This window comes from Bradyrhizobium sacchari, from assembly GCF_002068095.1.
GTDB lineage: Bacteria > Pseudomonadota > Alphaproteobacteria > Rhizobiales > Xanthobacteraceae > Bradyrhizobium > Bradyrhizobium sacchari.
In genome coordinates this window covers 418,100-432,466 of sequence record NZ_LWIG01000001.1, presented here as the reverse complement: position 1 = coordinate 432,466, position 14,367 = coordinate 418,100, and the positions used below count along the sequence as shown (strand labels likewise).

Genomic DNA, 14,367 nt, shown 5'->3' with positions numbered 1-14,367 from the left:
GCGAAAATGGGCGCGCGGCCGCCGTTGTCGAGCTTCGGCATCTGGATGCTTGGACCGGCATTGCTGAAATACGGCAATGATGCCCAGAAGAAGGAGCATCTCCCGAAGATCGCCGCGGGCGAGATCCGCTGGTGCCAGGGCTATTCCGAGCCGAATGCCGGCTCCGATCTTGCCTCGCTCCAAACCCGCGCCGAGAGCGACGGCGATGACTTCGTCATCACGGGCTCGAAGATCTGGACCTCCTACGCCAATTACGCTGACTGGATCTTCTGTCTCGTCCGCACCGATCCCACTGCGAAGAAGCACGACGGCATCAGCTTCATCCTGTTCGACATGACCTCGAAGGGCGTGACGACCAAGCCGATCCTGCTGATCTCCGGCTACTCGCCGTTCTGCGAGACCTTCTTCGACGGCGTCCGCGTGCCGAAGTCGCACGTGGTCGGCACCGTCAACCGCGGCTGGGATGTCGCAAAATATCTGCTCCAGCACGAGCGCGCGATGATCTCAGGCATGGGCGAGCGCGGCGTCGGCCGTCCGCTCGGCCAGATCGCGGCCGATTCCGTCGGCACCGATGCGCTGGGGCGGCTTGATGATGCCATGCTCCGCGGCCAGATCGCGAGCTTCGACGTCGATGAGGCCGCGCTTGCAGCCTGCGCCGAGCGTGCGGTCGATCTTGCCAAGGCGGGACAGGCGCATCCGGCGTTCTCCTCGGCGATGAAATATTACGGCACCGAGCTCAACAAGCGCCGCTACGAGATCCTGATGTCGGCCGGCGGTGTCGATGCGCTGGAATGGGAGAGCGAGCGCTCCAGGCAGGGCGCCCGCCCGCGCGCCTGGCTGCGCACCAAGGCCAATTCGATCGAGGGCGGCACGTCCGAGGTCATGCTCGGCATCGTCGCCAAGCGCATCCTGGATTTGCCGGGGGCCTAACTCCGCCGTCGTTCCGGGGCGGTCCGCAGGACCGAACCCGGAACTTCGAGATTCTCCGGAGCGCAATTGCGCTCCGTAGTTCGATCCTTCGCATCGCCCCGGAATGACACCAACGAATTTCCAGACGTTAGAGACTTTGCACATGGCCCTCGTCCTCACCGAAGAACAATCGATGCTCCGCGATTCCGCGCGCGGGCTGATCAGCGACAAGGCGCCGGTGTCGCACTTGCGCCATCTGCGCGACAGCAAGGATCCCACCGGCTTCTCCAAGGAGCTGTGGCAGTCGTTTGCCGAGATGGGCTACGCCGGCCTGCTCGTGCCGGAAGAGTTCGGCGGCAGCGGTCTCGGCTTCATGGAGGCCGGTATTGTCACCGAGGAGATCGGCCGCACCTTGATGCCGTCGCCCTTCCTTGCCACCAGCGTGGTCGCGGCCTCTGCGCTGAACCGCGGCGGCAGCGCCGCGCAGAAGTCGGAATATCTGCCGAAAATTTCCAATGGTTCGCTGCTTGCGACGCTGGCGATCGACGAGGGCGCAAAACACCGCCCGCTGCAGACGAACTTGCAGGCCGTGCGCGCCGGCAACGGTTTCAAGCTATCCGGCGCCAAGGCGCTGGTGGTCGACGGCCATGTCGCCGATCTCTTCATTGTCGCCGCCCGCACCGCGGGCGCTGCCGGCAAGCGCGAAGGGCTGACGCTATTCCTGGTGAACTCCAAGGCCAAGGGGGTTGCGATCGAGCGCACCATCATGGTCGACGCGCACAATGCAGCGCGGATCGAGTTCGCGAATGTCGAGCTCACCGCCGACAGCGTGCTCGGCGAGGTCGATCAGGCAGCTGGCCTGCTCGACGGCATTCTCGACATCGGCCGCGGCGCGGTCGCCGCCGAAATGGTCGGCCTCAGCGACGAGGTATTTGGCCGCACGGTCGAGTACCTCAAGAACAGAAAGCAGTTCGGCAAGCTGATCGGCGAATTCCAGGCGCTGCAGCACCGCGCCGCCCAGCTCTATGTCGACATCGAGATCACCCGTGCCGCCGTGATGAAGGCGCTGCAGGCGCTCGACGCCGACGTCGCCAAGGCCGCCTCAGCCGTCGCGGTCGCAAAAGCCCGCGCCGGCACCACCGCCACGCGCGCGGTGCAGGAAGGCGTGCAGATGCATGGCGGCATGGGCATGACCGACCAGTTCGACATCGGCTTCTTCATGAAGCGCGCGCGGATCTGCGAGGAGCTGTTCGGCGACGCCAACTACCACACCGAGCAGCTGGCGCGAGCGCGGGGGTATTGAGGCGCCACTCGTGCAACACGGCACCCTGCGCTCCCTCCCCCCTTGTGGGAGAGGGCGGGGGAGAGGGGTAGCTCAGGAAAAGGTCTGTCCGTTGCGAGAGAGTCGCGTAGCCCGGATGAGCGCAGCGACATCCGGGAATGCCGCGGGCACCGACCCCGCATATCGCTTCGCTCATGCGGGCTACGGCGCTATCGCCTCGCAATCGGTGTCGTCGCCCGGCTTGATCGGGCGACCCAGTACGCCGCGGCCTCTCCGTATCCGATTGACGTCTCTGGAATACTGGATCGCCCGCTTTCGCGGGCGATGACAGTTGAGGGTGTGGGGAGTGCTCGCCCCAAGCCCGTGTTTGCGAGGAGCGCTTGCGACGAAGCAATCCGGACTGTCGCCGTGGAAGGATTCTGGATTGCTTCGCTTCGCTCGCAATGACGGTGGTTAGGCCGTCTTACCGCATCGGCGGCGCGTACTGCACGCCGCCGGCATTCCACAACTGGTTCATGCCGCGCGGAATCTTCAGCTTGGACTTCTCGCCGATGTTGCGCTCGTACATCTCGCCGTAATTGCCGACGTGGCGGATGACGCGGACGACCCAGTCCTTGGTGAGGCCGAGCTGCTCGCCGTAATTGCCCTCGGTGCCGACGAGGCGCATCACTTCCGGCTTCTTCGACTTCAAGGCCTCGTCGATGTTCTCCGAGGAGACGCCGAGCTCTTCGGCGTTGATCATGGCGTAGAGTGTCCACTTCACGATCATCATCCAGTCGTCGTCGCGCTGGCGCACGACGGGGGCGAGCGGCTCCTTGGAGATCATGTCCGGCAGGATCATGTGATCGCCGGGCTTTGAGAGGTTCAGCCTCAGCGCATAGAGCTGGGAGACGTCGGCGGAGAGCGTGTCGCACTTGCCCGTGTCATAAGCCTTCAGCACGTCGTCGAGCTTGTCGAACTTCACCTCTTCATACTTCATGTTGTTGGCACGGAAGTAGTCGGAGACGTTGAGCGCCGTGGTGGTGCCGGCCTGCACGCAGACCTTGCTGCCGGTCAGGTCCAGGGAAGTCTCCTTGTTGCGCGAACGCGGCAGCATGAAGCCTGCGCCGTCGTAATAGGCGACCGCGGGGAAATAGAGGTCGTAGTCGAGCTCGCGTGCCATGCTCCAGGTCGAGTTGCGCGAGAGGATGTCGACCTTGCGGCTCTGCAGTTCCTTGAAGCGCTCGCTGGCGTCGAGCGGAACGAACTTCGCCTTGCTCGGGTCGTTGAAGATCGCCGCCGCCACCGCGCGGCAGAAATCGACGTCGAAGCCGGTCCAGTTGCCCTTGTCATCGGGGATCGAGAAGCCCGGCAGCCCCTTGTTGACGCCGCACAGCACCTCGCCGCGGCGAACCGTGCGCTTCAGGGTGCGGGTATCGTAAAACTCATAGATCACCGCCAATACGCCGACCAGCACGGCGACCGCGAGCCCGATCAGCAGGCCGGCTCGAAAAGTGCGCATGATGTCTCTCTCTCGAAAAAATCGGGAAAAGGATAATGGAAGGAGGGGGAGAGCATGATCGGTGCGATCATGCTCGAACCATCGCCCTTAGAGTTCGGGCTTTTGCCGGATCACGACCTTGGTGCCGACGGGGACGCGGTCATAGAGATCGGCGACGTCGTTGTTGACGAGACGGAAGCAGCCCGAGGACACTTTGGTGCCGATCGTGTCAGGGCGGTTGGTGCCGTGGATGCGATAGACCGTGGTGCCCAGATACATGGCGCGGGCGCCCAGCGGATTGCCGGGGCCGCCGGCCATGAATCGCGGCAGGTAGGGCTGGCGTTGGATCATCTCCGGCGGCGGCGTCCAGTCCGGCCATTCCTTCTTGTTGGTGATGGTCACCAGGCCCTGCCACTGGAAGCCGTCGCGGCCGACGCCGATGCCATAGCGGATCGCGCGCCCGCCCGGCTGGACCAGATAGAGGTGCCGTTCGGCGGTCGAGACGATGATGGTGCCCGGCGCTTCCGTGGTGCGGAAGTACACCACCTGCTTCTGCCATTCCGGCTCGAGCTGATAGGCGTCGTCGGCGATCAGGCCCGGCTCGTCGCCGCGGTCGGGCTGCTGAGCGGAGGCGTATGAGGTGGTCAGGACCAGGCTGAGGGCCGTCATGAACGCCCCGGTCAGGCGACGATAATCCGTCATTTCAAGCTCTCCCCGCTGCCACAGCGCAAATCATTCGGAACCATCAAATCTCAGGGGCATGTTCATGGCAAGTTGATGGCGCGCGCGGCTGATATGTCACGAGAATGCTTTGGTTTTTTGACGGGGCCGGGGCAATGCCACAAACAGGGGATGGCGCGAAAAGCACAGTTTGCTGTCGCTGTGGTGGTGCGCTCCCTCCTCCGTCGCCCGCCAACTGCGACCGGCACTTCACTCCCCCGTTTGGACAAGCTCACTCATCCGGGTGACGTCTGTAGTAGTAACGTGCCGCTAGGTAATGGATCGGGCACTCCGCCAATCCGGCGGCACCAAAGATCGCGGCATAGAACCATCCTCCGCCTGTGGCGAGGCCGACGAGCGCCCAAAGCACTCCGAGCCCAAGGGCGAACGGAACTAGCTCTAGAAGAGTGTCATCTTTAGTCCATAGCCTCGGTTTCATAGGCTGGGATAGTAACGAGACAGGCAGCGTTCCCCCAAACAAGGCTCGGTGAGTTTGCTACCTAAATGCCGCTCAGACGCATCGGCGCCCGTCGAACATAGCTGCCGCGTTCTCCGCCCTCATCCTGAGGGCCCGCCGGAGGCAGGCGTCTCGAAGGATGGCTGCGGGGTACCTTGTCAGCTCTCTTTCAAGTGCGCCCACAGCGCTGCAAGCGGGGAGAGCTAGATCTTGTTGCTCTCCGCCCCGATCCCCAGCCGCCGCACGATTTCGGTCCCGACCGCCCGGGCCTCGACCCGCGAGCCGATCCGGGGGCTGCGAAACCGCTTTCCCCAGCGCAGGCGGATCGTGACGATGCAGTGCTCGTCCTCCGACCGGCCGCGGCGGTCGACGGTGATCGTCTTGACTTCGTGTCCCTCGATGCTGTCCGTGCGCGGCGTGCCGTCGCCCCAGAGACGTTCGACGCGAATATCGTTCTCCCGGATGATCCAGAACGCGCCGGTCGCGAGGTTGGCGTATCTGTAGACCGCGATCGCCGCGAGCACGCCGAGCGGCAGCAGCAGGATATCGACATGGCTGGGCGGCCAGCCGCGCCAGAGCTTGTAGGCGTAGGGCACGGCGGACAACGCGACGGCAATCAACGCGACGATGCGAATGTCCCGCGCGGAAAACGCCTCGAGCGGCTCGCCAAGATGCATCTCGGGATTGCTGGCATCGAGCGGATTGCTGGGGGCCTCGACATTGGGAACGTCGAACTGCGCGGCGATCCGCGCCACGGTGTCATGAACATGCGTGACGTCGGAGATCGGTGGCGACGTCAGGCGCTCCCCCGAGACCAGCGTGAAGACGAGTTGAAAGCGGGCCTTCACCCTCTTGCTGCCGGGAACTTGCAGTCCGCTGATCTCGTCCTTCGTGACGATCCGCGTCTGCAGTTTCCCGAACGGCCGTTGCTGCCCGATCAGGATCTCGTCGGGCGTGATGATCCACACCACCGCCGGCGCCATCAGGATGCCGACGACGAATCCGGCTCCCACCAGCAGCGCCACCACCGAGATGATGATCTCCAGCGTATCGTGCGTGAACAGACCCGGCGTGAAGCACAGCGCAACGGCGGCCGCGAAGCCGGACATGACCAGCCGCTGCGCGATCGAGGAGCCTTCACGAAGGCGGATGTCGGTGCTGGTGTGCGCGTCGTCCATTGCGGGCGGCTGATTCCGATGGCGCGAAACTCCACGGACGGGTCCGTGGAGTCAAGCAACAACGCGCGGGGAGGCAATCCCGCTTCAGCTGCTGACGTTCAGCAGCTTGGCCACGGTGCGGTCGATCTCGTCGTAGCGGCCTTCGCCGGCGTGCTGGAACACGATCTTGCCGGTCTGGTCGATGATGTATTGCGCCGGCCAATACTGGTTGCTGTAGGCGTTCCAGGTGCTGGAATCGTTGTCCTGCGCCACCGGATAGGTGATGCCGTGGCGCTTCAGCGCCGCCTGCACGTTCGAGGCCGAGCGCTCGAACGGGAATTCCGGCGTGTGCACGCCGACCACGACGAGGCCCTTGTCCTTGTACTTGGCATAGAGGTCGGTGACGTGCGGCAGCGTGTTGACGCAGTTGACGCAGCCATAGGTCCAGAAGTCGACCAGCACGACCTTGCCGCGCAGGTCGGCAAGGCTCAGCGGCTTCGAGTTGAACCAGTTGGTGATGCCGGTGAAATCGGGCGCGGTCTGCTGGCTCGCGGCGGCGGTGACGATGGGCGTCGCACGCGCGGCCTCGCCGCAGATGCCGGGGATGACGGCGCCGGTGACGGTGATGCCGATCAGTGCAGCAGACATTGCGAGCAGTTTGAGCGTCATGGAAGCGTCCTTTCGGTGAAGTGTTGGGATGATCACAGGCCGATCTGGCCGGTGGGATAGAATCCGGTAAGCCACGCCACGATCAGCGTGTCGTATTGGAAATAGGCGGCGACGGCGAAGGCGATCACGACCACGCCAAACCCCTGCTGCAGGCGCGGCGAGATCCGCGCGAGGCTGCGCACGCGCGTGGTCGCGGCCTGTCCGCCATAGGCTATTCCCAGCATCGGGATCGCAGCGCCGATGGCGTAGGCGACGAGCAACGTGCCGGCCCAGCCAAGGTTCTTCGAGGTCGCCACCAGCGTCAGGATCGAGCCGAGCACGGGACCGGCGCAGGGCGTCCAGACCAGGCCGAGCGTGGTGCCGAGCACCAGCCCGCCGAGCGCGCCCTCGCGCTGCGTGCTGCCGGCATTGCCGAGATCGAGCCAGCCATTCAGCCGGATCGAGAGCCATTCGAATGGCGCCGGCCACAGCATCAGCAGCCCGAAGCCGAGCAGCAGGATCGACGCCGCCTCCCGCAGCACGTTCGGATCGAAATCGAAGGCCCGCGTCAGCGCGCCCAGCAGCAGCGCCACGGCGGAGAAGGAGACGACGAAGCCGAGCGCGATCATCGCGGGGCGCAGCTGCGAAGAGTGCCCGACCGAGGCGCCAAGCAGGATCGGCAGCATCGGCAATGTGCAGGGCGCGGCGATCGTGAGGATTCCGGCAAGGACGGCGAATAGGAGTTCAAGCATGGCGCACTCGCAATGACGGTCACGAGGCAGTTCGGAATGGATGTGTCAGGCGTTACGGGGCGTCACGGCTTCGTGACGGGCACTTTCCGCGACGGAACACGCCCCAGAGGAAAGAACCCTCACCCGCCGCATTCCGCGAGGGCTTGGGCTCCAAATACAAAACGACCCGGACGGGGCATCGTCCGGGTCGCTGGAAGTCTTGGGAGGTTTAACGAAACCGAATGGGGGCTTTATAGGGGAGAAGTTTTTCCGCCTGATGTTGTCGTTTGTTTCAATTGTTTCGTGGGCGGTAACGCTTCCGTGTCCGGTGACAGGGCCGGAAGTCCGACCCTATCACTTTGAAATCATTTAACTTACGCGGCAAAACGATCGACGCCGGCGCCCTTAAGCAAATCGGCCAGTTGCTTGCGGGCATAGAACATCCTCGTCTTTACCGTGCTCTGGGGGATGCCGATGATCTGTCCGACCTCCTCCACCGACTTCTCGTGGTAGTAGATGAGGTTGATGATCTCGCGATGCGCGGGCGACAGCTTTGCCACACAGGCGCGCAGGATGGCGCTGGTGTCGCTGCGGTCGAGCGAAGTCTCCGGCGTGTCGCAATCGTCGGGGATCTGGCGCACGTCTTCCTGGTCGATGTCCTCGAAACGGCGCTGGCGCATCGCGGTCAGCGCCTTGAAGCGTGCGATCGAGAGGAGCCAAGTCGAGACCTGCGAGCGGCCCTGGAATTGGCCGGCGGTCCGCCACACGTCCAAAAACACCTGGCTGACCAGGTCTTCCGCCGTGGTGGCGTCGCGCACGATGCGCAGGATGAAACGGTAGACCCGCACATTGTGCCGGCAATAGAGGATGTGCATCGCGGTCCGGTTGCCGTCGGCAATGCTTTCGAGAAGCATGTCGTCCGAAGTCGCCTGAGCGGCAATGATGCTCTGGCTGGCCTGGGCGTTGATGGCGATGACGTTCGGCATGGACTTGGCTCCCCGTAGCGCCGCAACTGAGCGGCGTTTCCTTGGAGCAAAGTGTTAATCAGCCAACGTTTCGGGACGTCTGCTCGAAAAGCGGAAAATGGTTTCGTGCGCCGCCAAATTGTTTCGTCCCAGAGGGCGCGACGAAACATTCGGAGCAAAAAGTCGTGGAATTTCAATATACGGAAAATACGGGGTGGGGATTTTGAGGCGGACACAGGCGAGGGGAACGTATTTCGGGCGATTGCGTTTGGTCGCGCGACACCCAGCGCCGTCGTCCGGGGGCGCGCGCCGCGCGGCCCCGGATCCATAGCCGCAGGATATAGTTTGACGAAGACCCGCAAGTTACCAACCTGGGTCATAACCACTTCCTGTGATTATGGGGCCCGGGCTCGCTTCGCGCCCCGGGACGACAGCGCTGGGTAGGCGCGCGCCCCTACGCCTTCTCGCCCTGCGGCGAGAACAGATAGCCGCCGCCGCGGATGGTGCGGATCACGGCGGGCTTTGCCGGATCGGGCTCGATCTTGCGGCGGATACGCATGATGCGCAGATCCACCGCGCGGTCGAAGGCTTCGGCGTCGCGCGCGTTGGCGAGCTCCAGCAGCCGCTCGCGCGACAGCACGCGCTTTGGATTGGCCGCGAACACCTTGAGCAATCCGAATTCGGAGGCGGTCAGCGGATGCTCGTTGCCTTCGTCGTCGCGCAGCGCCTGTGCTTCGAGGTCGAGCCATTTGGTGCCGAAGCGCACCAGCTGGTCCTTGTCGGATTTCGCCGCCGCAGTCTCCGCTGCCGCCTTCGCCGGCGTGCTCCGCCGCAGCACCGAGCGGATGCGCGCCATCAGCTCGCGCAGCTCGCAGGGCTTTGCCACGTAATCGTCGGCGCCGAGCTCGAGGCCGACGACGCGGTCGATCGGGCTCGCGGTCGCCGTCAGCATGATGACGGGCACGTTGTTGCGACTCTTGAGGTCGCGGATGATCGAGAGCCCGTCTTCCTCGGGCATGTTGAGATCGAGCACGACGAGATCGGGCATGCCGCCTTCGATCGCGGCGCGCAGGCTCTTGCCGCCGTCGCACAGCGTCACGGTGAAGCCGTGCATCTTGAGGTAATCGCCGACCATCTCCCGGGCTGGAGCTTCGTCGTCGACGATCATGATGTGCTGGCTTTGGGTCATGGTCTTCAGGTCACGGCATCTCGGTCGCGGGGAGGGTGATGGTGAAGGTCGAGCCCTTGCCGGGGCCGTCGCTGTCGGCGGTCACCTCGCCGCCGTGCATGTCGATGATACGCTTGACGATGGAGAGGCCAAGCCCCGTCGAGCTCTCGCCGGCGGTCGGCTTGGCGGACAGCCGCTGGAACCGGCCGAACAGGCGGCCGAGATCCTCCGGCGACAGGCCGGCGCCCTCGTCGCTGACGCGGACGATGGTTTCGCTGCCCTCGTGGATCACGGCAACGCCGATCTTGCCGCCGATCGGCGAGTATTTGATGGCATTGCTGATGAGGTTGTCGATCGCCTCGCGGATGCGGTCGGTGTCGCACATGGTGACGATGTTGGGCGGCGCGGTAACGCTGATCGCCTGCTGCTTGTTGACCGCGAGCGGCTGGTTGGCCTCGGCGACCTCCTTGACCAGCGCCGCGACGTCGACCGGCTCGCGCCGGATGGTGATGTCGAAGGCATCCGCCATCGCGTCCGAGATCAGATGGTCGACCATCGTGGTCAGGCGCTTGGTGGCGTCGCGGATGTGATCGACCTGGGCGACCACGCCGCTTTCCGATGCGCCGGTCGATATCAGCTCCTTCAGCATCTCGGTGCGGCCGAGGATGACGCCGAGCGGATTCTTCAGATCATGCGCGACGGTGCCCAGGATCTCGTTCTTGAAGCCGTTGGCGCGCTGCAGCCGCAGCCATTGCGCCGACAGGCGGCGGTTGGCCTGCATCAGGGCGCGGGTGCGCTGGGCGACGCGGTCTTCCAGCTGGGTGTTGGCGTCCTGAAGCTGCTGGTAGAGGATGACGTTGTCGAAGGCGATCGAGAGCCGGCTGGAGAAGATCTCCACCAGCGAGCGGTCGGTCTCCGACAGCTCGCGCTCGGCCTGCAGCAGCACCACCACCTCGCGGCCGGATCCGGTGCGCAGGTAGATCACGCTGCGATGGTCGGCGAATTCGTTCTTGCGGCCCTGGAAGGCGGCCTCCACCATCGCGCGCAGATCGGGGTCGAGTGCCTTGGATGACGTCGTGCCGATGAAGCGGCTGTAGCAGCCGCTGCCCGCGAGCACCGAGAGCTCGGGGTCGATGCCGCCATTGTCGCGCAGGACCAGTATACCGGCACAATCGGCATTGAGCAGCGAGGCGAGCTGGGTCAGCACGCCCTCGGCGAGCCGCTGCATCGACTTGAAGTCGTACAGCGTGGACGCAGCATCGATGATGATCTCGAGCCCGCGCCGCGTCTGCACCATGCGCTCGAGCTGCTGGTAGGAGCGCAGCGCCGCGGTCAGCGAGGTGAACAGCTTGTCCGCGGTGAGCTCGGTCTTGGCCTTGTAGTCGTTGATGTCGTACTGCACGATCACCCGCCGCTCCGGCGCCTGGCCGGGCTGGCCGGTGCGCAGGATGATGCGAACGGTCTCGTTCTTGATCTCGTTGCGGATGAACTCGACCAGCTCGAGGCCGGCGACATCCGTCTCCATGATGACGTCGAGCAGCACGGCGGCGATGTCGCTGTGCGCGGCCATCAGCTTGCGGCCTTCCGCCGCCGAATAGGCGGACAGGATCTCCAGGCTCTGGCCGTTGAGGCTGTAGTCGGACAGCGCGAAACGGGTGCCGTCATGCACGGCCGGATCGTCGTCGATGACGGCGATCTTCCACTTTCGTGCGTTCTGGTCCTCCGACGCGGTACCGGTGTCGTCGATCAGGTGGAGGACATCGTCCTGTTCGGCCATTGAGAAGTCCCGTCAGTCTCTGTGCTTTGCGCGCCGCCCTTGGCGACCCGGGGCATGATAATGCGAAAAGTGGTGCCTTGTCCCAGCTTGGATTCCAGCATCATGCGACCGCCGAGCTGCTGGGTGACGAGGTTATAAACGATATGCAGCCCGAGTCCCGTACCACCTTCATTGCGCCGGGTGGTAAAGAATGGGTCAAAGGCCTGGCGCTGCACGTCCGGGGTCATGCCGGCCCCGTCGTCGGCGAAGATGATCTCGATATCGTCGGCCCCGCGCGGCCGCGCCGAGATGGTGATGGTGCCGGCCCGCCCGTCGGCGAAGGCGTGGTTGGCGGCATTGAGGAACAGGTTGGTCAGGATCTGGCCGTAGGAGCCGGGATAACCGTCGAGCAGCAGCCCCTCGGGCACGTCGACGGCGAGCGTGATCGGCGAGCGCTTCAGCACGGGCCTTAAGCTCGCGATGATCTGGTCGGTGGCTTCGCTGAGCGAGAACTGCCGCCGCTCGGCATGGGAGCGGTCGACCGCGACCTGCTTGAAAGACTGGATCAGCTCGCCGGCGCGGGTGAGATTGGCGACGAGCTGCTGCGAGGCGTCGCGCGAGGACTGTACGAACTCCTCCAGCTGCGAGCGGCGCAGGCCGCCATCGCCCTTGAGCTGGGCCTCGAAGATGTCGGTGCGCCGGGCAAAGCTGGAGGCGACCGTCAGGCTGATGCCGATGGGATTGTTGACCTCGTGGGCGACGCCGGCGACGAGACCGCCGAGCGCGGCCAGCCTCTCGGCGTCGATCAGGTTCTGCTGTGCGGTATTGAGCTCGACCAGCGCGCTCTCGGCCTTCTCCTTCGCCGCGCGCAGCTCGTCCTCGGTCTCGCGCTTGGCGATGGCGTTCTCGCGGAACACTTCCACCGCGCGCGCCATGGCGCCGACCTCGTCGCGTGCCTTGGTGCCCTGCACCTCGCGGTCGAGATTGCCGAGCGTGATCGCGCGCATCGCGGCCATGATCTGCTGCAGCGGCAGGCGGATCGACAGCGCGATCAGGACGCCGGCGGTGAGGATGATGCCGAGGAAGATCACCGCGATGGACAGCACGCGGCGGGAGATGTCGGCCAGCGTGTGGTCGAAGGTCTCCTGCGCCTTCTGCTCGCGCTGGCGCATCTTGGTGGAGAGATCGTCGATGGCGCCGATCGCCTCGGCCTGGCTGGCGTCGATGGTGTTGCGCAAGAGCTCGGTGCGGCTCGTCAGCTGCTCGGAGAGTTTTGCAAAGCCCTCGCGCAAGGACGCGGTGCGGGCGGCGAGCCGTTGCAGCGCCATGCGCTGAAGGTCGTTGTCGGCGAGATCGATCATGACCGGAATGGTCTTCTCGATCGTCTCGGTGTGGCGGCGCGCGTCGTCGGCGGCGCCCGATGACTGCGACAGATAGTAGGAATTGGCCGCGACCAGCATCGCGGTGAAGGCCTCGCGGGATTTTCCCAGCGAGGGCCAGATCAGCGCGTCGCGATGGCCGGTGGCGCCCTCGATGATGGAATAGAGGCCGGCCATGTCCCTGGCCGGGCCCTGCACCTGCTCCTCATAGGTCTTGGCGATCGTGGCCTGCACGCTGCGCAGCTCGCCGAAGCCGTTGAGAAAGCGCTCGGTGGTGCGCTCGAGCTCCTCGACCGAGCCCGACAGCATCGGGTCCTTGGCGGCGCGGTTGCTCAGCGTGCCCAGCACCGCCTCGCGCAGCAGCAATATCTCGGCGAACAGGTCCGGGCTCGGCTGGTTGATGTAGCGGTGGATCAGATTGTGCAGCCGCCCGGTCTCGCTTTCGAGCAGCGCCAGGATGCGGTCCGATTCGCGCACCTGGCGCACGTCGTCCCAGGCGGAGCTCAGCACCTGCGAGCCGTTCCAGATCAGCGCGACCAGCACCACCACGACGGCGGAATTCAGCGCCGCGATCGACAGGATGCGCCACCGGATCGGCACCGCCCGGAGCACGCCGACGAGCCGCGCGCGCAGCCGCCCGATCGGGCCGGGCGGCCTGTCTGCGTGCTCGCTGTGTCCAAGCGCGGGCAACTCGACTCACTCCACCTTGCGAATGCGTTCGATCAGCGCGGCCGCGGCGGGGTCCTGGGCGGCCTTGGCGTAGATCGCCGCCATGGCATCCTCGAACGGCTTGCGGTCGATATCCCTGACGATGCTGACGCCGGCCGCCCGCGCTTTGAGCTGCGACTGCTCCTCGAGGTCGCGCCACTTCTCGCGCATGAACAGGCTGGAACGCTGCGCGGCCTCCCTGAAAATGCCCTGGTCCTCCGCCGAGAGGCTCCGCCAGGCCTTCAGCGAGATCACCAGCACCTCGGGGCTCATCGTGTGCTCGGTGAGCGTGTAGTGGCCGGCGTGCTTGTAATGGTCGGTGGTCACGAAAGATGGCCAGTTGTTTTCGGCGCCGTCGATCAGGTGATTGGCGAGCCCGGTGAGCACCTGCCCGTAGGGCATCTCGACCGGCTCGGCGCCGAGCGAGCGGATCATCTGGCTCATCAACTCCGACTGCTGCACCCGGATCCGCAGGCCCTTAAGGTCTTCGATGCTCCTGACAGGGCGGACGCCGTTGTAGATCGAGCGCGCTCCGGAATCGTAGAAGCAGAGCCCGACGAAGCCGTAGGGCTCGAAACTGTTCAGGATCTCGCCGCCGATCGGCCCGTCCAGCACCTTCTGCATGTGCTCGATGGACCGGAACAGGAACGGCATGGCGAGCACGTTCATCGCCGGAACGAAATTGCCGATCAGGGCGACATTGGTCCGGTTGAGGTCGATCGCGCCGGCCCGGGTCTGCTCGATGGTCTCCTTTTCCTCGCCGAGCTGGCGGGAGTGGAACACCTTGATCTCGTGCCGGCCCTTGGTGCGCTCGGCGATCAGCGCGCCCATGTAGCGCAGCGCCTGGACGGTCGGATAGTCCTCGGTCTGGGTGTCGGCGGCGCGAAATTCGCGCGCCACGGCGCTCGTCGCGCAGATGGCGAGCAGAAGCGCGACGAAGATCACCCCGGTCCGCGAGAGTTCGGCACGGTTCAGCACTGGCACACTCAACCCCTCAGTGGTGGAGT

12 protein-coding genes are annotated in these 14,367 nt (G+C 64.9%); 2 read left to right on the top strand and 10 right to left on the bottom strand.

Features of this window, described 5'->3' with window-relative positions; translation table 11 throughout:
- Both A5906_RS02030 and A5906_RS02025 read left to right on the top strand, forming a co-directional pair.
- Window positions 1–930, top strand: a 930-nt coding sequence (locus A5906_RS02030; RefSeq protein ID WP_245326557.1) for an acyl-CoA dehydrogenase family protein, incomplete at its 5' end; no start/stop codon positions are given.
- A gap of 142 nt (window positions 931–1,072) precedes the next feature.
- Window positions 1,073–2,212, top strand: a complete 1,140-nt coding sequence (locus A5906_RS02025; protein ID WP_080133597.1) for an acyl-CoA dehydrogenase family protein — start codon at window positions 1,073–1,075, stop codon at window positions 2,210–2,212.
- A gap of 442 nt (window positions 2,213–2,654) precedes the next feature.
- Here A5906_RS02025 and A5906_RS02020 read toward each other — a convergent pair whose 3' ends face one another.
- The 10 genes from A5906_RS02020 to A5906_RS01975 all read right to left on the bottom strand — a co-directional run bounded on the left by A5906_RS02020 (window position 2,655) and on the right by A5906_RS01975 (window position 14,344).
- Complete coding sequence (locus A5906_RS02020; RefSeq protein ID WP_080133596.1) at window positions 2,655–3,692, bottom strand: amino acid ABC transporter substrate-binding protein; 1,038 nt, start codon at window positions 3,690–3,692, stop codon at window positions 2,655–2,657.
- A gap of 87 nt (window positions 3,693–3,779) precedes the next feature.
- A complete protein-coding gene (locus A5906_RS02015) occupies window positions 3,780–4,373 on the bottom strand; it encodes a L,D-transpeptidase (RefSeq protein ID WP_080133595.1) in 594 nt (197 codons plus the stop codon).
- 678 nt (window positions 4,374–5,051) lie between these two features.
- Entirely contained in the window at window positions 5,052–6,026 is a 975-nt protein-coding gene (locus A5906_RS02010; protein WP_080133594.1) for a hypothetical protein, read from the bottom strand.
- Window positions 6,027–6,110: 84 nt separating this feature from the next.
- The gene (locus A5906_RS02005) at window positions 6,111–6,674 is read right to left on the bottom strand and encodes a thioredoxin family protein (RefSeq protein ID WP_080133593.1); all 564 of its coding nucleotides are present in this window, start codon (window positions 6,672–6,674) and stop codon (window positions 6,111–6,113) included.
- Window positions 6,675–6,706: 32 nt separating this feature from the next.
- On the bottom strand, window positions 6,707–7,405 hold the full coding sequence (locus A5906_RS02000; RefSeq protein WP_080133592.1) for a cytochrome c biogenesis CcdA family protein: 699 nt from the start codon (window positions 7,403–7,405) through the stop codon (window positions 6,707–6,709).
- A 353-nt stretch (window positions 7,406–7,758) separates the two neighbouring features.
- On the bottom strand, window positions 7,759–8,370 hold the full coding sequence (locus tag A5906_RS01995; RefSeq protein WP_080133591.1) for a sigma-70 family RNA polymerase sigma factor: 612 nt from the start codon (window positions 8,368–8,370) through the stop codon (window positions 7,759–7,761).
- Window positions 8,371–8,803: 433 nt separating this feature from the next.
- A complete protein-coding gene (locus tag A5906_RS01990; RefSeq protein WP_080133590.1) occupies window positions 8,804–9,538 on the bottom strand; it encodes a response regulator in 735 nt (244 codons plus the stop codon).
- Between the two features lie 10 nt (window positions 9,539–9,548).
- Window positions 9,549–11,294: an ATP-binding response regulator gene (locus A5906_RS01985; RefSeq protein WP_080133589.1), complete on the bottom strand. Its 1,746-nt coding sequence runs from the start codon at window positions 11,292–11,294 to the stop codon at window positions 9,549–9,551.
- Window positions 11,264–13,294: a sensor histidine kinase gene (locus A5906_RS01980; RefSeq protein WP_080134019.1), complete on the bottom strand. Its 2,031-nt coding sequence runs from the start codon at window positions 13,292–13,294 to the stop codon at window positions 11,264–11,266. Before A5906_RS01980 ends, A5906_RS01985 begins: the two co-directional genes overlap by 31 nt.
- Before the next feature lie 54 nt (window positions 13,295–13,348).
- On the bottom strand, window positions 13,349–14,344 hold the full coding sequence (locus A5906_RS01975; RefSeq protein ID WP_080134018.1) for a TRAP transporter substrate-binding protein: 996 nt from the start codon (window positions 14,342–14,344) through the stop codon (window positions 13,349–13,351).
- Between the last annotated feature and the right edge of the window lie 23 nt (window positions 14,345–14,367).